The sequence below is a fragment of the Kitasatospora sp. NPDC058190 genome, assembly GCF_042883685.1.
GTDB lineage: Bacteria > Actinomycetota > Actinomycetes > Streptomycetales > Streptomycetaceae > Kitasatospora.
Genome location: NZ_JBHVVI010000159.1, coordinates 1 through 17,233, shown reverse-complemented (window position 1 = coordinate 17,233; position 17,233 = coordinate 1). Strand labels below are relative to the sequence as shown.

Genomic DNA, 17,233 nt, shown 5'->3' with positions numbered 1-17,233 from the left:
GGAGACTCCGGTGCGGGCGCGCCCTTTCACGGCCTGACGGCCCCGGCTACTTGACCCCGGCCTCGGCGCAGGCCTCCGCGTACGGCTGGGTGCAGATGTCCGACGCCTTGTAGAGCCCGCCGCCGACGACCGTGGCCTCCACCTTCGCCTTGGTCACCACGATCGGGGTGAGCAGCAGCGAGGGGATGTGCAGCGCGCCGCTGTCGGTGACCGAGGTCGCGGTGGTGCTGATGTCCAGGCCCTCGGCCAGCTGGACGGCGATGCTGCCCGCCGCGTCCGTCTCGGGCTTGTACGGCTTGTAGATGGTGTACGCCTGCTCGCCCGTGAGTATCCGGCGGATCGCGTCGATGGAGGCGTCCTGGCCGCCCACCGGCACGTTCTTGATGCCCGCGGACTTCAGGGCGTCGATGACGGCGGCGGCCATGCCGTCGTTCGCGGCGTAGACGCCCTGGATGCCGTTCTTCCCGAGGCTCTGGATGGCCTCGTTCATCTTCGCCGTGGCCACCTCCGGCTTCCACTCGCCGGACTGCTCGTACGCGATCTTGACCTTGCCGTCGAGTGCCAGGTGCGCGCCCGCCTTGAACTGCGCCGCGTTGGGGTCGGACTCGGCGCCGTTGATCATCACGACGTTGGCCGAGGAGGCCTTCGAGCCGAGCGCGTCGAGCAGGGACTGGCCCTGGAGCTCACCGGTGTGCTGGTTGTCGAAGGAGACGTACGCGGCGACGTTGCCCTGGGCCAGCCGGTCGTAGGCGACGACCTTCACGCCCTTGGCATTGGCGGCGTCGACCCACGGGGCGGTGAGCTTGGCGTCGACCGGGTCGAGCAGGATGACCTTCACGCCCTTGGCGACCATGTCGTCGAACTGCTTCTTCTGGGCGTTCGCGTCGCCGTTCGCGTTGGCGTAGCTGATCGTGCACTTCGTGCAGAGGCTGGTCACCGTCTGCGTGATCAGCGGCTTGTCGAACGCGTCGTAGCGGGTCGAGGAGGTGCTCTCCGGAAGTAGCAGACCGATGCCCTCACTGCCTCCGCCGGCCGCCGGCGCCTGGGGCGCCGCGGTCTGGCCGCAGGCCGCGAGGGTGAGCGCGAGCGACGCGGCGGCCGTGCTCGTGGCCGCGAGACGCATGGGTCTGATCATGATCGGTGGTGCCTCCTGTACTGCGCCGCGAACAGTGCGGCAGGGGAGGGATTCAAGCCCCACCGGGCGAATGCGTCAATAAGGGGATGAGGCTTCGTTATCCCCTCTGCTCGATTCGTTACGGAATGAACAGGACTTTCACACTTTCGAAGATCGAATTCGGGGGAGAATATTGATAATTCAGAGGACTTATTAATTGCGAAAGAGGGCGCGGTGGACCGGGGGGATCCGCCCCGGTCCACCGGGGTCTCAACTGGCGATCGCGTAGCTGTCGCCGTAGACCTTCCAACGCAGCGGCGGGTTGAGGTCGAAGTTCCCCGCATTGAGGAAGACCAGCTGCTCGGTGTCGACCCGGCTGGTGTCGGAGTGGGCCTCCTCCTTCTTCATGACCACCTTGCGGGCCTCCAGGAAGGCCTTGATATAGGTGGCCTCGTCGCCGCCCTGGGCGGGGGTCCTGGCCTTCTTCATGGCCGCGGCGCGAATGCCGCCGAAACTGTCGGAGTCGTTTCCGGGGCCGTGCATGACGATGGCGTCGTAGTAGGCGAACTGGCCGAGCGCACGCAGCCCGTCCGCCTTGGCCTGACCGACGGCGGGGTTGAAGTACACCCGGTCGCGCTCGTCGTTCTGAGCCTGCTGGAAGACCGGATCCTTGGCGGCGGCGGCCCAGTCCTTGACGAACGGGGTGCCGAGACCGGCGTGCGAGGCGCTGCCGTTGACCTTCTTCAGCGCGGGCAGGTACTTGGCGAGGACGTTGCCGGGCCTGAGGTCGGTGTAGTGCTTCACCAGGTCCAGCATGTCCCCGGTCCCGGAACAGAAGCCGATGATGCCGGCGGTGTAGCCGCGGCCGTCACCGATGTCCTCGATGTACTTGTACTGGGCCTTCCAGTCCAGCGACGAGTTCTCCGCACTGGACACCAGCTGCATCGCGATGTCCTTCTTGTGCGGGTCGTCCAGGCCGACGCCCTTGATCCGGACGGAGGCCGCGGCGGCGGGCGCGGCCTGGGCGGCCGAGGTGGCCGCGACCGTGAGGGGCGCGGCCACCAGGACGGCGGCGAGGGCCGTGCCGAGGGCACGGCGGGGCTGAGTGCGCATGTGAACGCTCCGTTTCCCGTGGGGGTTAGGAAACTTTCCTAACGGGAAATTAGCGCCCACCAGTCCTGCCGCCGCAAGGGTTTTGACACACCCTCCCCGACTTCTCCGTCAGACGGCCCGGCGGCGCACCCACCACACCGCCGCCGCGCACAGCGCCACGGCCAGCAGGGTCGTCCAGCCGAACTCGATCCACTGGAACGGCCAGAACCGGTCGGCCGGTTGGTACACCTCGTGCATGGTGTAACCGCCGTCGCGCACCAGCTTCTGCAGGTCGTCGTAGCTGCGGCCCAGGTCGTAGAAATCGGCCTCGGAGATCCGGTTCCCGGCCGGGTCCGAGTACCAGACGCTCAACACCCAGCGGTCGTCCACCGCCAGGGCACTCATGGCGTGGACCGGCTCCTCCAGCGGAGTCATGTAGTGCGAGCGCACGGTCTCGGAGAGGAACGGCAAGGCGACCGAGGCCGCCAGACCAAGGCCCACCGCGAGCACGGTGCGGCGCAGCACCGCACCGGCCAGCGCCGCGACCCCGAAGGCCACCAGCACCCGGCCCACCAGGGCGGGCCACGTCTCCGCGAACAACTCGGGGGTGAACACTCCGCTCTGGAGCTCCAGCGGCGCGCTCCACCAGCGCAGCAGCAGCCCGAACAGCGCCGCCACGACGGCCAGCACCGCGCCGCCCAGGACCAGGCCGCCCGTCGTCCAGCGGGTCCGCCCGGCGCCCTGGGTCCAGGCGAAGCGCACCGTACCGTGCTCGAACTCCCTTGCCAGCAGCGGGCCGCCGAGGAACGCGCCGAACGCGCCGCCGAGGACGTAGGCCACGGTGACGAGCTCCAGCTGGCCGTTGCCGTACTGGCGCCGGAACTGCTTGTACTTGGCCAGGCAGGCCTCGGTGGTCGGATCGCAGGAGGCCGCGCCGCTACGGTCCAGGCCGGTGTGCAGGTACCAGCCGTACAGCAGCAGGGCGAGCGAGATCACGCCCATCACAGTGATCAGCATCAGCAGCGCGGGCCGGTGGCGCAGCCCGGCGGCCCGCAGCACGGCGGAGCGGGGCGGGGCGAGAGTGGTGGCGCTCATGACGGTACCTTCTGGTTCGTACGGACGGCCCCGCGCGGGCCGGGCAGGGCGGAGGCGGTCGGCTCGCGCAGGTAGGCGAGCACCAACTCCTCCAGGCCGATGCGCTGTTGGCGCCACTCGCCGGACACCGGGGCGTCCACGCCACCGGTGCGCACCAGCAAGTGGGACTGGGAGCCGGCCCGCCGGTCGCGGACCACCGGCAGGCGCTCGGCGACCGCCTCCGCCTCGGCGGTCGGACCGGTGAGCATCCGGTGGCCGCCCAGCAGGTCGTCCACCTCCCCCGACACCTGGACCCGGCCACCGGCCAGCACCACCAGGTAGTCGCAGCTCTGCTCCAGCTCGTTGACGGCGTGCGAGGAGAACATCACCGACAGGCCGTCCTCGGCCACCGCGGTCAGCAGCGCGGCCATGAAGTCGTGCCGGGCGAGCGGGTCGAGCGCGGCCAACGGCTCGTCCAGGAGCAGGAGTTCGGGCCGCTTGGCGAGGGCCAGGGCGAGCGAGACCTGGGCCTGCTGGCCGCCGGAGAGCCGGCCGTACTTGCGGTCCAGCGGAATGCCGAGGCCCTCCAGGTGGGTGCGGGCCCGATCGGCGTCCCAGCGCCGGTTGAGGTGGCGACCCATCGCCAGCAGGTCGCGCACGCGCAGGCCCGGGTAGAGCGCGGCGTTCTGGGCGACGAAACCGATCCGGTCCAGGGCCCGCGGCGAGCCCGGGAGTTGGTCGCCGAGAACGGTCATCGCACCCTCACTGGGCAGGGCCAGGCCGGCCGCCAGACTGAGCAGCGTGGTCTTGCCGGCACCGTTCGGACCGACCAGGGCCACCACATGCCCGGCCGGGACGGCGAGGTGGCAGTCCCGCAGAGCCCAGGAGCGGCGGTAGCGCTTGCCGATCCCGCCGCAGTCGATCACCGTGTCCGCCGCCATCAGGCCACCACCCCGTCGCGCCCCTCACGCAGGTCGCGCAGCGCGTCCTCGAACACCGCGACCATCCCCCCCTCGTCCAACCCGGCGACCCGCGCCGAGCACATCCAGTCCAGCAACCCCCGCCGCAGCGCGGCCCGTTCACGCAGGGGCACCACCCCGGCGGGCAGCCCGCGCACGAAGGTCCCCTGGCCGCGGCGGCCGACCGCCAGACCGCGGTGTTCCAGCTCCCGGTAGGCCTTGAGCACGGTGTTGGGGTTGATCGCCAGGCCGGCGACCACCTCGCGCACCCGGGGCAACCGGTCCCCCTCCGCCAACCAGCCCATCCGCAACGCCTGTTCGACCTGCTGCACGAGTTGCAGATAGGTCGGGACGCCGGAGGCCGGGTCCAGGCGGAACTCGATCGGGGAGGGCTGGTCAGCTCCTTTATCTAGTTCCATAGTTAATGAGTTAAGTGGGTGTGGTGACGGGCCGTCAACCCAAGAGAAAGCAAAGGGCCCCGCCCGGACCAGGTGGTCCGGGCGGGGCCCCTCACGCCCTACGGCGTGCCCGCGCTCAGGCGCCGCGGAGCACGGCGCCGGTGCGGGTGACGGCCTCGGCGACGGCGGCCTCGCGGGCGGCGGTGGCCTCGTCGGCGGTCAGGGTGCGGTCGGCGGCGCGGAAGCGCAGCGCGTAGGCCAGCGACTTCTTGCCCTCGCCGACCTGCTCGCCGGTGAACACGTCGAACAGCCGGATGGCCTCCAGCAGTTCGCCCGCGCCCGTGCGCAGCGCGGCCTCGACCTCGGCGGCCGGGACGGCGGTGTCGACGATCAGCGCGACGTCCTGGGTGGCCACCGGGAAGCCGGAGACCGCCGGGCCGTTGACGCGCTCGGCGCCGTCCGCCGTCAGCAGGTCGATGTCGACCTCCGCGGCCGCGGTACGGGCCGGCAACCCGAGCGCCTTGACCACGCGCGGGTGCAGCTCACCCGCGTGGCCGACCACCCGGTCGGTGCCGGCGACGACCAGCTCGGCGCAGCGGCCCGGGTGCCAGGGCGCCTGCTGCCCCTGGCGGACGGTCAGCTCGACGCCGGCCGCACGGGCCACCGTACGGGCCGCCTCGACGGCGTCCGCCCAGGAGGCCTGGTCGCCCTTGCCCCACCAGCCGGACGGCAGCCGCTCGCCCGCGAGGGCGACGGCGACCCGACGCGGCTGGTCCGGCAGCGCGGCGTCCAGCGAGGCCAGCTCCTCGTCGCTGGGCCGGCGGTCGACGGCCGGGCGCGGGGCCACCCTCAGCTCGTCCTTGGGCAGGAAGACGGTGCCGGTCTCGAAGACCGCCAGGTCGGTGTTGCCCCGGCCGACGTTGCGGCGCAGCGCGCCGAGCAGGCCCGGCAGCAGCGTGGTGCGCAGCGCCGGCTCCTCGTCGTTGAGCGGGTTGACCAGCTTCACCGTGCGGCGGCGCCGGTCGTCCGACTCCAGGCCGAGCGCTTCGAAGGCGGCCTCGCCGAGGAACGGGTAGTTGTTGACCTCGACGTAGCCGGCCGCGGCCAGCGCCACGCCGATCCGGCGGTGGGTCCGCTGGGCCTCGGTCAGGCCCTTGCCCGGCGGCACGTTGGGCATCCGGGCGGGGACGTTGTCGTAGCCCTCCAGCCGGATGACCTCCTCCGCGAGGTCGTACGGGTCGGTGAGGTCGGGCCGCCAGGTCGGCGGGGTGACCTCCAGGGTGTCGGCGCCCGCGACGGAGCAGCCGATCTCCTGCAGGCGCCGGGTGACGGTCTCGCGGCCGTACTCGGTGCCGGCGACCCTGTCGGGCAGGTCGGCGGGGATCAGGATGGTGCGCACCGGGTGCGGGCCGGCGATGTCGGTGACCCCGGCCTCGGCGGTGCCGCCGGCGATCAGCACGAGCAGGTCGACGGCGCGCTGGGCGGCGGCGCGGGCCGCCTCCGGGTCGACGCCGCGCTCGAAGCGCTTGGACGCCTCGGAGGGCAGCTTGTGCCGCTTGGCGGCGCGGGCGATGACGACCGGGGCGAAGTGCGCCGCCTCGATGATCACCTCGGTGGTGCCCGGGCCGGCGGCCGGGTCGAGGATCTCGGTCGAGGCGCCGCCCATGACACCGGCCAGGCCGATCGGGCCGCTGTTGTCGCAGATCAGCAGGTCCTCGACGGACAGCTTGCGCTGCACGCCGTCGAGGGTGGTGAGGGTCTCGCCCGGCTCGGCCCGGCGGACCGTGATCGGGCCGTCCACGCGCTGCTTGTCGTAGGCGTGCAGCGGCTGGCCGACCTCCAGCATCACGTAGTTGGTGATGTCGACGGTCAGCGAGATCGGACGGATGCCCGCCTTCTGCAGGCGGCGCTGCAGCCAGATCGGGGACTTGGCGCTCGGGTCGACGCCGACGACCGTACGGGCCACGAAGCGGTCGCAGCCGGCCGGGTCGTCGACCTTGACCAGGTAGCCGAAGGAGTTGGCCGGCGGCACGTCGAGCAGCGCCGGGTCGGCCAGCGGCAGCCCGTACGCGGCGGCGGCCTCACGGGCCACGCCGCGCATGGAGAGGCAGTAGCCGCGGTCCGGGGTGACGGCGATGTCGAGCACCTCGTCGACCAGCTGGAGCAGCTCGATGGCGTCGGTGCCGGGCTCGTACTCCGGCGGAAGCACGATGATGCCGTTGTGGTCGTCGCCCATGCCCAGCTCGCGGGCCGAGCAGATCATGCCGGCCGAGGTGTGGCCGTAGGTCTTGCGGGCCGCGATCGGGAACGGGCCGGGCAGAACGGCGCCCGGGAGCACGACCACGACCTTGTCGCCGACGGCGAAGTTGGTCGCGCCGCAGACGATCTCCTGCGGCTCGCCGGTGCCGTTGGCGTCGCCGACGTTCACGTAGCAGTGCCGGATCGGCTTCTTGAAGCCGGACAGCTCCTCGATGGAGAGCACCTCGCCGACCACCAGCGGGCCCTTGAGGTCGCCGCCGAGCTGCTCGACGGTCTCGACCTCCAGGCCGGCCCGAACCAGGCGCTCGGCCACGTCACGGCCGGTCTCACCGGCCGGCAGATCGACGTACTCGCGCAGCCAGGAAAGCGGGACGCGCATCAGATCTCCATCCCGAACGGGAGGGTGAAGCGCACGTCACCCTCGACCATGTCGCGCATGTCGGCGACGTTGTGACGATTCATCAGGATCCGCTCCAGGCCCAGGCCGAAGGCGAACCCGCTGTAGCGGTCCGGGTCCACGCCGCAGGCGACCAGCACCCGCGGGTTGACCACGCCGCAGCCGCCGAGCTCGATCCAGCCCTCGGAGGAGCAGGTGCGGCACGGACGGTCCGGGTTGCCGACGCTCTCGCCGCGGCACACGAAGCACTGCAGGTCGATCTCGGCGCTCGGCTCGGTGAACGGGAAGTACGAGGGGCGCCAGCGCAGCTCCAGGCCGCCGCCGATCAGCTTCTCGACCAGCACCTCGATGGTGCCCTTGAGGTCGGCGAAGGTGATGCCCTCGTCGACGGCGAGGCCCTCGACCTGGCGGAACACCGGGGTGTGGGTGGCGTCCAGCTCGTCGGTCCGGTAGACCCGGCCCGGGCAGACCACGTAGATGGGGGGCTCGCGGTCGAGCATGGTGCGGGCCTGGACCGGGGAGGTCTGGGTGCGCAGCACCACGCCGGAGTCGGCGGAGCCGTCCGGGGCCTGGACGAAGAAGGTGTCCTGCATCGAGCGGGCCGGGTGGTCCGGGCCCAGGTTGAGGGCGTCGAAGTTGAGCCACTCGGCCTCGACCTCGGGGCCCTCGGCGACCTGGTAGCCCATCGCGACGAAGGTGTCCTCGATGCGCTCGGCCATCGTGGTCAGCGGGTGCCGGGCGCCGCGCGGGACGCGGTCGTACGGCAGCGTGACGTCCACCGCCTCCTCGACCAGCACGCGGGCGTCCCGCTCCGCCTCCAGCTCGACCTGCCGCTTGGCGAGCGCCTGGTTGACGGCGCCGCGGGCCTGGCCGATCAGCTTGCCGGCGGCGGCCTTGGCGTGCGGCGGAAGGGCGCCGATCTCGCGGTTGGCGAGCGAGAGCGCGGAGCGGTCGCCGGTGTGGGCGACCTTGGCCTGCTTCAGCTCGTCCAGGGTGCCGGCGGCGGCGAAGGCGGCGATCGCCTCGTCCCGCGCCTGCTCCACCACCTCGGGCTTGAGGGCCTCGACCTCGACGGGGTCGTACGACTTGTTGGGTGCCGACATCTCTATCTTTCCCGTGCTCCTGCTCGTCCGTGCTCAGGTGTGTGGGGCTCGCCTTCGCGTCACGCCCGGCGGGGCCGGGGCGCGGGCAGCCGATCTCCGTACGAACGGGGAGGGGCGTCCGCGGCACAGCCGCACAGGGCGTTGCGCAACGCCAAAGGTCGAGTGTAGTCGCAGCGCGTAGCGCGGCTGCCGTCAAGCCCGTCCGGGCCCCGACCACAGCATGCTCTGCTGGTCGTCCATGCTCGTTCAGAGCATGAAGTCGGGCACCCCGGCGGGCAGGATAAATCGGAACCTGGCCCCGCCGCCGGGCGCGCGGTCGACCCGGATCGAGCCGCCGTGGGCCTCCACGATGCCCTTGACGATATAGAGCCCGAGGCCGGTGCCACCGCGCTTGGAGCCCCGCCAGAAGCGGGTGAAGACGCGCGGGATCGACTCCTCGGGGATGCCGCTTCCTTCGTCGCTCACGGTGACCGCGGTGCCTTCCACGATGCGGGGCGGGGTGCCGGAGCGCTCCCAGACGGGCGCCTCGACGACCTCCTTGGCCGGTGCCACCTCGATCGTGACAGTTCCCTCGCCGTGGCGCACCGCGTTTTCCAGCAGGTTGGCCAGCACCTGGTCGACCTTGTCCGGGTCCGCCCACAGCACCGTCAGCGGCTCGCTGATCCGGATGTCGAAGCGCTCCTCCGGAATGCCGGTGGCGACCTTGCGCTCGACGTGCCGGCGCACCGCCGCCGCCAGGTCGACGACCTGCTTGCGCAGCTCCAGCCGCCCGGCGTCGATCCGGGAGATGTCCAGCAGCTCGGCGATCAGCCGGGTGACCCGGTCGGCGTCCGCGTCCACGGTCTCCAGCATCAGCCGCTTCTGCCCGTCGGTGAACCGCTCCCACTTGGCCAGCAGCGTGGCCGTGAAGCCCTTGACGCTGGTCAACGGGGAGCGCAGCTCGTGCGCGACGGTGGCGATCAGCTCGGCGTGGCTGCGCTCGGTGCGACGCCGGGCCTCGGTGCCACGCAGGGCGATCACCAGGCGCTCCAGTGGCCCGCCGGGCTCGGTGCGGACGTAGCGCGCGGAGACCAGCACCTCACGTCCACCGGGCAGCAGCAGGTTGCGCTCGGGCTGGCCGGTGCGGATGGCCAGGCCGCCGTACGGGTCGGTCAGCTGCCACCAGCGGCGGCCGTCCAGGTCCTCCAGCGGCAGGACGTCCTCCAGCGCACTGCCGAGCGCGGCCGCCGGGAGCACGCCGGTGAGCCGGGCCGCGGCCCGGTTGAAGCAGACCACCCGGCCCAGCGCGTCGGCGACCACCAGGCCGTCCGGCAGGTCGTCCGGGTCGAGCTCGGGCCCGCTGCCGACCATGGGTTGCCTCCCCGATTACCCACCGTGCCGTTCCCCCCACCGAGGCAGACCCTAGCGCCTCGCAGGCCCCGACAGTAGGGCTTGCAGCGTGGTGATCCCGGCGCGCCCGGGGCGTGTCCCGTGGGTTTCGCCACGGACCCGGCGAGGACCCGCAAAACACGCCCCACAGCCCGTGTCAGCCGTTCGAGCGGCAGCCGCCGGGCGAACGCTGCGCCCGGGCCGAGGCGTACAGGCAGACGGCCGCGGCGGTGGCCAGATTGAGGCTCTCGGCGTGCCCGTGGATCGGGACGCGCACGACCTCGTCGGTGAGCGCACGGGTCTCCTCCGGGAGCCCCCACGCCTCGTTGCCGAACACCCACGCGCCGGGCGCGCCCAGGGTGCCCTCGTCGAGCTCCTGGTCCAGGTCGCGCTCCCCCGCGCCGTCCGCGGCGAGCACCCGGATCCCGGCCTCGCGCAGCTTCCCGACCGCCTCCTCGACCGGCACGCCGACCGCCACCGGCAGGTGGAACAGGCTGCCGACGGAGGCCCGGACGGCCTTCGGGTTGTAGAGGTCCACCGAGGCGTCGGTGAGCACCACGGCGTCCGCGCCGGCCGCGTCGGCGGTGCGCAGCACGGTGCCGGCGTTCCCGGGGTCGCGCACGTGGGCGAGGATCGCCACCAGCTTCGGCCGGGCCTCGAGCACCTCGGCGAACGGGGTGTCGATGAAGCGGCAGAGCGCCACGATGCCCTGCGGGGTCACCGTGTCGCAGATGTCGGCGATCACCTCGTCGGTGGCGGTCAGCACCGGCAGCCCCTCGGCCAGGGCGGCCTCGACGATGTCCGCGTGCCGCTCGGCGGCCTCCAGGCCGACGTACACCTCGACCACCGCGTGCTCGGCCGTCCCCGGCAGCTTGCCGAAGGCGACGGCCTCCCGGACGGCCTGCGGGCCCTCGGCCAGGAAGCGGCGCTCCTTGGTGCGCTGGTTCCGCTTGGCCAGCCGACGGGCGGCGACGACGCGCGGCGAGCGCAGGGAGGTGAGCAGGGGGGTGTCGGTGCTCGGCATGGTCTCGTTCTCTGGGGGCGCTGACTCTGGAGGTGCTGACGCTGGTGGTGCTGGGGGCGGAACGCAGAACCGGACCCGCAGGAGAGCCTGCGGGTCCGGTCGGAGCTCAGCCGATCTCGGAAGATCAGGCGGCGTCCGCGGCAGCCTTCGGGGCGTTCACGTCGGCCGGCAGCGCCTTCTGGGCGACCTCGACCAGGGAGGCGAACGCACCCGGGTCGTTGACGGCCAGGTCGGCCAGCATCTTGCGGTCGATCTCGACGCTGGCGGCCTTCAGGCCCTGCACGAAGCGGTTGTAGGTGATGCCGTTGGCACGGGCCGCAGCGTTGATGCGCTGGATCCACAGCTGACGGAAGTCGCCCTTGCGCTTCTTGCGGTCGTTGAAGTTGTAGACCAGCGAGTGGGTGACCTGCTCCTTGGCCTTGCGGTACAGGCGCGAGCGCTGGCCACGGTAGCCGCTGGCGCGCTCCAGGATGACCCGGCGCTTCTTGTGGGCGTTGACTGCCCGCTTGACGCGTGCCACTTGATTACTCCTTGGGTTGGACCACGGACTACTTCACGTGGTCCGTCATTCGAATGGGTCGGGAAGGATCAGCTGCCCCGCACCGGCTCGCGCCGGGCGGGAGGGCGATCACTTGCCGAGAAGCTTCTTGATCTTCTTGGCGTCAGCGGGGGCCATCTCGATCGTCCCGGCCAGCTTGCGGGTCAGCGTCGAGGGCTTGTGCTCCAGGAGGTGGCGGCGGCCGGCGCGCTCGCGCAGCACCTTGCCAGAGCCACTGATCTTGAAGCGCTTGCTGGCGCCACTGTGCGTCTTCTGCTTCGGCATTTCGCCGTATCTCCTCGTCGGTCCCGTTCACGCCCGCGCAACCTGTGCCGCGCGGGCGTGAACTGGATGGATCTGCGGTGACCGGGCGGGACGCCCTGTCACCCTGGGGGCCGGTCTCCCGGACTGCCCCGAGCCGGTGTCGGCTCAGGCGCCCTGGGAGGCGGCCGGCTGCTCGACCGGGGCCTCGGCCTCGGTGGCCGGCGCCTCGACCGGGGCGTCCTGCGCCTCGGTCACGGCGTCGTCGGCCACCAGGTCCTCGGCCACCGCGTCGTCGTCCGCGGGGGCGGCGTCGGAGCCGGGGGTCCGGCCCAGCCGCTCGGCCTTGCGGGCGTCCGCGAGGGCGCGGGCCTCGGCCATCGCCTCGGTCTTCTTCTTGTGCGGACCAAGAACCATGATCATGTTCCGGCCGTCCTGCTTCGGCGAGGACTCGACGAAGCCCAGCTCCTGGACGTCGTCGGCGAGCCGCTGCAGCAGACGGAAGCCCAGCTCGGGGCGGGACTGCTCACGACCACGGAACATGATCGTGATCTTGACCTTGTCGCCCTGCTTGAGGAACCGGACGACGTGACCCTTCTTGGTGTCATAGTCGTGCGGGTCGATCTTCGGCCGGAGCTTCATCTCCTTGATGACCGTGTGCGCCTGGTTCTTGCGCGCCTCACGGGCCTTCATGGCCGACTCGTACTTGAACTTGCCGTAGTCCATGAGCTTGCACACCGGCGGCCGGGCGGTCGCCGCGACCTCGACCAGGTCGAGGTCGTACTCCTGCGCGAGCTCCAGCGCCTTGGCAAGCGGCACAATGCCGACCTGCTCGCCGCTGGGACCGACGAGTCGCACCTCCGGGACGCGAATCCGGTCGTTGATGCGGGGCTCGGTGCTGATGGGGCCTCCTCGGTTGCACCTTCTGCGATGCGGCCGTCGGACGGCGGTCGCACGTAGTGGACTCGACCACTGGGCGGGGCTTCATTCGAGCTGCGCTGCCCGGTACCTCTCGGCACCGCGAGCACCGCGACACGAAAAAAGCCCCGCTCGGTACAAGCGGGGCTCCACACAACCGGGGGCGGCACCCGGTGAGGGGCGCTGCGGCGACTCGGCGCCGTGGCGCCCGTCGCGGACCGGACCCGTCGACCGTGAGGCCGATCAGGTGGGAGACTTTCGCGGTTGCCCTCTCGGGCCTCCTTGCAGTGGAGCCTCCACTTGCTGGCCAGGTGCCCGTGAGGGATCCCGGCCGGTCAGTCTCGAAGCATACAGCGCCGGGGAGTCGAACGCTATTCCGCCCCGGCGCACTGCCCTTTTCCGCGCGTCACACGCCCCTTGTACGCTCCACGTGTACCCACCCGGCACGAAGGAACGAGCCACCCTTGAGCAGCGAGCCCACCCAGAACCCCGGCACGGACGACGACGCGATCGGCTTCGACGACCTCACCCGCGACATCGCCGAGGTCCCGGCCGTCGAGGTGATCACCACCGTCGCGGTGCACCTGATGAGCGCGGCCGCGGTCAAGTGCGGCCTCGCCGAGGGCGGCGAGAAGGACAAGGACCTGGACGAGGCCCGCAAGCTGATCACCGCGCTCGCCGGGCTGGTCACCGCCGGTGCCCCCGAGATCAGCAACTTCCACGCGGCCCCGCTGCGGGACGGCCTGCGCTCGCTGCAGCTGGCCTTCCGCGAGGCCTCGCTCGTGCCGGACGCGCCGGGCACGGGGCCGGGCGAGAAGTTCACCGGGCCCGTCTACAGCTGACGCGACTTCCTTTGGGCAACCACCCCCGAAATTTCGGGGATGGTTGCCCAAGGCGTTTCCGGGCTACCGCCGGTACAGCGGCTCCCCCGGAAGCTGCGTGCTCGCCGGGAGCACCGCGAGGTCCAGCCCCCGGTCCAGCCGCACCCGCAGCACCGGGTCCCCGGCCACCGCCCGGCCGACCCGCTGCGCGGCCTCCTGCAGCCCCGCCTGGTCAAGCGCCGGGTCGAACACCACCGCGAGCACCCCGTCCGAGTCCTCCGACGGCGCCAGCAGCCCGCTGACCACCTGCGGCTCGGCCGCCAGCAGCGCCCGGACCGCCTCGCGCACCTCCGGGTCCGTCACCGGCGGCCGGTACGGACGGTTCTCCGCCAGCGCCCGCAGCCGGGCGCCGGTCAGCAGGAAGGGCACCGGCCCGGCCGGGTCGATCAGCAGGGTGTCGGCGCGCTCGGAGAAGGCGACCATCGCGGCCTGCGGGGCCGCCGTCGGCGCCGGACGGGCGTCGGCCCGCCAGCGGGTGAGCGTCTCCAGTGACGTGAAGGCCGGCAGCGCGCGGCGCCCGTCCGGGGCCTCCAGCACCGGGACGGCCATGTCGCTGCTCTTGTCGTGCTTGTGTCCGTGCTCGTCCACCTCGACCTCGCCGAGGAGGGCGACGATCGGGACCATCAGCCGGGTCGGGGTCAGCGCCGCCAGCACCTCGGGCTCGGCCGTACGGTCCTGCGCCCAGCGGGCGAGGGCCGCGGCCAGTGCCGGGTCCGCCGTGCCGTCGTCGTCGGAGAAGCCGGGATTCGGGATGCTCTTGCCGACGAACGCCGGGTTGGAGAAGTCTTTGCGGTCCACCCGGCCGACCCTATGCCACCGCGGGCCACCGCCCGCATTTCCCCGCACGCGCCCCCTACCCACCGGTAGCGCCCTGTGGCACCCTGCGCGCATGGTCATCCTCGATGCACCCGCCCCCGTCACCGACCGCCACCGCTACGACCGGGCCACCGCCCATCTGGACGGGCCGGTGGCCGTCGTGGACCTCGCCGCCTTCGACGCCAACGCCGCCGACCTGGTGCGCCGGGCCGGCGGGAAGCCGATCCGGGTGGCCAGCAAGTCGCTGCGCTGCCGGGCGCTGCTGGACCGGGCGCTGGCCGTGGACGGCTTCCTCGGGGTGATGAGCTTCACCCTGGGCGAGTCGCTCTGGCTGGCCCGCACCGGCGTGCGCGACGTCCTGCTCGCCTACCCCTCCACCGACCGGGACGGCTACGCCGAGCTGACCGCCGATCCGGAGCTGGCCGGCGCGATCACCGTCGTCCTGGACGACCCGGCCCAACTGGACCTGATCGACAAGGCGCGCTCCGGCGACGCCGAGGTGCGGGTCTGCCTGGAACTGGACACCGCGCTGCACCTGCTCGGCGGACGGGTCCGGGTGGGCGCCCGGCGCTCGCCGCTGCGCACCCCGGAGGAGCTGGGCGCCTTCGCCGAACTCGTCCAGCGCCGCCCTGGCTTCCGGGTGGTCGGCCTGATGGCGTACGAGGGGCACATCGCCGGGGTGGGAGACCGGGTGCCGGGGCGGCCGGTGCGCTCGCAGCTGATCCGGCTGATGCAGGGCCGGGCCCGGGCCGAGTTGGCCGAGCGGCGCGCGGCGGCGGTCCGGCGACTGCGCCAGGTGGCCGAGCTGGAGTTCGTCAACGGCGGCGGCACCGGCAGCGTGGAGTCCACCGTGGCCGAGCAGGCCGTCACCGAGGTCGCGGCCGGCTCCGGGCTGTACCAGCCGCAGCTGTTCGACAACTACCGCGTGTTCCGGGGTCGTCCGGCCGCCCTGTTCGGCCAGCCGGTGGTGCGCCGCCCCGGGGTCGGGGTGGTGACGGTGCTCGGCGGCGGCTACCCGGCCTCCGGCGCGGCCGGACCGGACCGCTCGCCGGTGCCGTACCTGCCGCCCGGGCTGCGCTACGACCCGGTGGAGGGTGCCGGCGAGGTGCAGACCCCGCTGCTCGGCTCGGCCGCGGACGACCTGCTGATCGGCGACCGGGTCTGGTTCCGGCACGCCAAGGCGGGCGAACTGTGCGAGCGCTTCGCGGAGTTGCACCTGATCGAGGGTGACCGGATCGTCCGCACCGTGCCGACCTACCGGGGCGAGGGGAAGGCCTTCCTCTGACGCTTCGTCCGCCTTTGCCCTACCGTGGTCCCGACAGCAGCTTGGGAACACGGAGGGGATCATGGACGGCGAACTCGTGCAGGAGATGGTGAGGTCCGGAGCGACTTCCGTGGCCGGCCTGATGGCCACGGCCGCCTGGAACCAAGCCAGTTCGCGGATCGCCCGGCTGTTCGGGCGCGGCGAGCGGGACGAGGAGGCGAGCGCGGAGCTGGAGGTGATCCGCGCCGAGGTGCTGGTCGCCGACGGCGACGAGGAGGTCCTGGCCGACCAAGCCGCGGCCCTTCGCAACCGGCTGCGCACGCTGTTCCGGACGGACCCTCAGGCGGCCGAGGAACTCTTCGACATCCTCGCGGAGTTCACCCCCGGGCACTTCCACAAGACGGACGGCGGGACGTACGTCATCAACAAGATCGAGAGCGGAACCTACAACGAATCCGTGATCCAGGCCGGCATCATCCACAACATGCAGCGCTGACCTTTCTCCAGCCTTAACCAGGCCCGATGGAACGGCTAACTACCGTCTTCCGTCGGGCCTTTGCGCTGCTCATGGGTCTACAGTCCGTCAACAAGTCACCCAGGCACGGCTATTGCGCTCTGGTCCAGACCAATTCTACGCTCTGGCCGGGGGCCCGCGATCCGGGCCGGGCGGCCCCCGAACGGGCAGGCGTGTCCGCTCTCCCCCACACCCGCCCGGAACGACGGTCAAGGAGTCCCCACCCCATGTCCATCAAGCGAAGTGCCCTGTCCGTCGGCGTGGTCGGCGCCGCGGTGCTCGCGGTGGCCGCGACCACCGCCGGTACCGCCAGTGCCCACGGCACGATGACCAACCCCGTCAGCCGAATCGCCGCCTGCTACGCCGAGGGCCCGGAGCACCCGGTGTCGCAGGTCTGCAAGAACCTCGTCGCGGCGAGCGGCACCCAGCCGCTGTACGACTGGAACGAGGTCAACATCGCCAACGCCGCCGGGAACCACCAGGCGCTGATCCCGGACGGCAAGCTCTGCTCGGCCAACCGCGACAAGTACGCGGCGCTGGACTGGCCGCGCACCGACTGGCCGGCCACCCCGGTCAGCGCGGGCAACTTCACCTTCCAGTTCCGCACCACCGCGCCGCACGTCGGCACCCAGACCGTCTACATCACCAAGCCGAGCTACGACCCGACCAAGCCGCTGAAGTGGTCGGACCTCGACCCGACCCCGGTGGCCCAGGTGCAGGTCGACCGCACCGCAGTCAACGGGTACTACACCTACTCGGGCACCCTGCCGCAGCGCACCGGCCGCCAGCTGCTGTACATGATCTGGCAGCGCAGCGACAGCCCGGAGGCGTTCTACAGCTGCTCCGACGTCGACTTCGGCACGCCCACCGCCGCGGGCGCCCCGGCCGTCTCCTCGCTCGCCGCCCCGGCCGCGCCCGGCGACGCGCAGATCGCCGCCGACGCCCCCAGATCCACGGTCGCCCACCACGGCCACGGCGGGGACCCGAACGCCCCCGCCGGCCAGCCGATCCCGACCACCTCCGCGGCCGTGGCCGGCACCTCGGCCACCGGTCCGCTGCTGCTGGCCGGTGCCGCCGCGCTCGGCGTCGGCTGGGCGGGCATGGTGCTCCGGCGCCGTCGCGTCGAGGCTGTTCGACGCGACTCCTGACGCCGGACGCGGGGCCGGGCCGGCCCACCCCCGTCCGGTCCGGTTTCGCGGCTCCGTCGAGGAGCAGGGGTGAACGGCGGCGGCCCACCCGGGAGGGGTTCCTCC

At 72.1% G+C, this 17,233-nt stretch carries 17 protein-coding genes; 4 read left to right on the top strand and 13 right to left on the bottom strand.

Going from position 1 to position 17,233, the window contains the following annotated elements; translation table 11 throughout:
- Positions 1–46: 46 nt before the first annotated feature.
- From ACFVWU_RS40545 to infC, 12 genes are all read right to left on the bottom strand, one after another.
- Positions 47–1,123, bottom strand: coding sequence for a sugar ABC transporter substrate-binding protein (locus tag ACFVWU_RS40545; protein WP_387630707.1), 1,077 nt, complete (start codon positions 1,121–1,123; stop codon positions 47–49).
- A gap of 261 nt (positions 1,124–1,384) precedes the next feature.
- A complete protein-coding gene (locus tag ACFVWU_RS40540) occupies positions 1,385–2,227 on the bottom strand; it encodes a chitosanase (RefSeq protein ID WP_387630704.1) in 843 nt (280 codons plus the stop codon).
- A 108-nt stretch (positions 2,228–2,335) separates the two neighbouring features.
- Positions 2,336–3,301: an ABC transporter permease subunit gene (locus ACFVWU_RS40535; protein WP_387630702.1), complete on the bottom strand. Its 966-nt coding sequence runs from the start codon at positions 3,299–3,301 to the stop codon at positions 2,336–2,338.
- Positions 3,298–4,221, bottom strand: a complete 924-nt coding sequence (locus tag ACFVWU_RS40530; RefSeq protein WP_387630699.1) for an ATP-binding cassette domain-containing protein — start codon at positions 4,219–4,221, stop codon at positions 3,298–3,300. Before ACFVWU_RS40530 ends, ACFVWU_RS40535 begins: the two co-directional genes overlap by 4 nt.
- A complete protein-coding gene (locus tag ACFVWU_RS40525; RefSeq protein WP_387630697.1) occupies positions 4,221–4,658 on the bottom strand; it encodes a GntR family transcriptional regulator in 438 nt (145 codons plus the stop codon). Before ACFVWU_RS40525 ends, ACFVWU_RS40530 begins: the two co-directional genes overlap by 1 nt.
- Positions 4,659–4,773: 115 nt before the next feature.
- Positions 4,774–7,275: a phenylalanine--tRNA ligase subunit beta gene (gene pheT, locus ACFVWU_RS40520; protein WP_387630694.1), complete on the bottom strand. Its 2,502-nt coding sequence runs from the start codon at positions 7,273–7,275 to the stop codon at positions 4,774–4,776.
- A complete protein-coding gene (gene pheS, locus ACFVWU_RS40515) occupies positions 7,275–8,396 on the bottom strand; it encodes a phenylalanine--tRNA ligase subunit alpha (RefSeq protein ID WP_387630692.1) in 1,122 nt (373 codons plus the stop codon). Before pheS ends, pheT begins: the two co-directional genes overlap by 1 nt.
- A gap of 246 nt (positions 8,397–8,642) precedes the next feature.
- Positions 8,643–9,746: an ATP-binding protein gene (locus tag ACFVWU_RS40510; protein WP_387630690.1), complete on the bottom strand. Its 1,104-nt coding sequence runs from the start codon at positions 9,744–9,746 to the stop codon at positions 8,643–8,645.
- Positions 9,747–9,921: 175 nt separating this feature from the next.
- Complete coding sequence (locus ACFVWU_RS40505) at positions 9,922–10,788, bottom strand: TrmH family RNA methyltransferase (RefSeq protein WP_387630687.1); 867 nt, start codon at positions 10,786–10,788, stop codon at positions 9,922–9,924.
- A gap of 124 nt (positions 10,789–10,912) precedes the next feature.
- A complete protein-coding gene (rplT, locus tag ACFVWU_RS40500; RefSeq protein WP_030055649.1) occupies positions 10,913–11,308 on the bottom strand; it encodes a 50S ribosomal protein L20 in 396 nt (131 codons plus the stop codon).
- Between the two features lie 108 nt (positions 11,309–11,416).
- Positions 11,417–11,611 (bottom strand): 50S ribosomal protein L35, encoded by a 195-nt coding sequence (rpmI, locus tag ACFVWU_RS40495; RefSeq protein WP_153460093.1) that lies wholly within the window; start codon positions 11,609–11,611, stop codon positions 11,417–11,419.
- A 144-nt stretch (positions 11,612–11,755) separates the two neighbouring features.
- Positions 11,756–12,490, bottom strand: a complete 735-nt coding sequence (gene infC, locus ACFVWU_RS40490; RefSeq protein WP_387630709.1) for a translation initiation factor IF-3 — start codon at positions 12,488–12,490, stop codon at positions 11,756–11,758.
- A gap of 479 nt (positions 12,491–12,969) precedes the next feature.
- Between infC and ACFVWU_RS40485 the strand changes: the two genes are divergently transcribed.
- Positions 12,970–13,347: a DUF1844 domain-containing protein gene (locus tag ACFVWU_RS40485; RefSeq protein WP_387630684.1), complete on the top strand. Its 378-nt coding sequence runs from the start codon at positions 12,970–12,972 to the stop codon at positions 13,345–13,347.
- Between the two features lie 63 nt (positions 13,348–13,410).
- Here the strand turns inward: ACFVWU_RS40485 and ACFVWU_RS40480 are convergent, their stop codons facing one another.
- Positions 13,411–14,184, bottom strand: a complete 774-nt coding sequence (locus tag ACFVWU_RS40480; protein ID WP_387630681.1) for an SseB family protein — start codon at positions 14,182–14,184, stop codon at positions 13,411–13,413.
- 91 nt (positions 14,185–14,275) lie between these two features.
- Between ACFVWU_RS40480 and ACFVWU_RS40475 the strand changes: the two genes are divergently transcribed.
- The 3 genes from ACFVWU_RS40475 (at position 14,276) to ACFVWU_RS40465 (ending at position 17,128) form a co-directional block, all read left to right on the top strand.
- On the top strand, positions 14,276–15,487 hold the full coding sequence (locus ACFVWU_RS40475) for an alanine racemase (RefSeq protein ID WP_387630678.1): 1,212 nt from the start codon (positions 14,276–14,278) through the stop codon (positions 15,485–15,487).
- A gap of 61 nt (positions 15,488–15,548) precedes the next feature.
- Positions 15,549–15,962 carry a hypothetical protein gene (locus ACFVWU_RS40470; protein WP_387630675.1) on the top strand — a complete coding sequence of 138 codons (414 nt, stop codon included), beginning with the start codon at positions 15,549–15,551 and terminating at the stop codon, positions 15,960–15,962.
- A gap of 245 nt (positions 15,963–16,207) precedes the next feature.
- On the top strand, positions 16,208–17,128 hold the full coding sequence (locus tag ACFVWU_RS40465; protein WP_387630673.1) for a lytic polysaccharide monooxygenase: 921 nt from the start codon (positions 16,208–16,210) through the stop codon (positions 17,126–17,128).
- The last annotated feature ends 105 nt before the right edge of the window (positions 17,129–17,233 follow it).

Excerpts from the sequence above, each read along its gene's own strand:
- ACFVWU_RS40545 (WP_387630707.1), bottom strand. The coding sequence starts at position 1,123 with ATGCGTCTCGCGGCCACGAGCACGGCCGCCGCGTCGCTCGCGCTCACC.
- ACFVWU_RS40540 (WP_387630704.1), bottom strand. The coding sequence starts at position 2,227 with ATGCGCACTCAGCCCCGCCGTGCCCTCGGCACGGCCCTCGCCGCCGTC.
- ACFVWU_RS40535 (WP_387630702.1), bottom strand. The coding sequence starts at position 3,301 with ATGAGCGCCACCACTCTCGCCCCGCCCCGCTCCGCCGTGCTGCGGGCC.
- ACFVWU_RS40530 (WP_387630699.1), bottom strand. The coding sequence starts at position 4,221 with ATGGCGGCGGACACGGTGATCGACTGCGGCGGGATCGGCAAGCGCTAC.
- ACFVWU_RS40525 (WP_387630697.1), bottom strand. The coding sequence starts at position 4,658 with ATGGAACTAGATAAAGGAGCTGACCAGCCCTCCCCGATCGAGTTCCGC.
- pheT (WP_387630694.1), bottom strand. The coding sequence starts at position 7,275 with ATGCGCGTCCCGCTTTCCTGGCTGCGCGAGTACGTCGATCTGCCGGCC.
- pheS (WP_387630692.1), bottom strand. The coding sequence starts at position 8,396 with ATGTCGGCACCCAACAAGTCGTACGACCCCGTCGAGGTCGAGGCCCTC.
- ACFVWU_RS40510 (WP_387630690.1), bottom strand. The coding sequence starts at position 9,746 with ATGGTCGGCAGCGGGCCCGAGCTCGACCCGGACGACCTGCCGGACGGC.
- ACFVWU_RS40505 (WP_387630687.1), bottom strand. The coding sequence starts at position 10,788 with ATGCCGAGCACCGACACCCCCCTGCTCACCTCCCTGCGCTCGCCGCGC.
- rpmI (WP_153460093.1), bottom strand. The coding sequence starts at position 11,611 with ATGCCGAAGCAGAAGACGCACAGTGGCGCCAGCAAGCGCTTCAAGATC.
- ACFVWU_RS40475 (WP_387630678.1), top strand. The coding sequence starts at position 14,276 with ATGGTCATCCTCGATGCACCCGCCCCCGTCACCGACCGCCACCGCTAC.
- ACFVWU_RS40470 (WP_387630675.1), top strand. The coding sequence starts at position 15,549 with ATGGACGGCGAACTCGTGCAGGAGATGGTGAGGTCCGGAGCGACTTCC.
- ACFVWU_RS40465 (WP_387630673.1), top strand. The coding sequence starts at position 16,208 with ATGTCCATCAAGCGAAGTGCCCTGTCCGTCGGCGTGGTCGGCGCCGCG.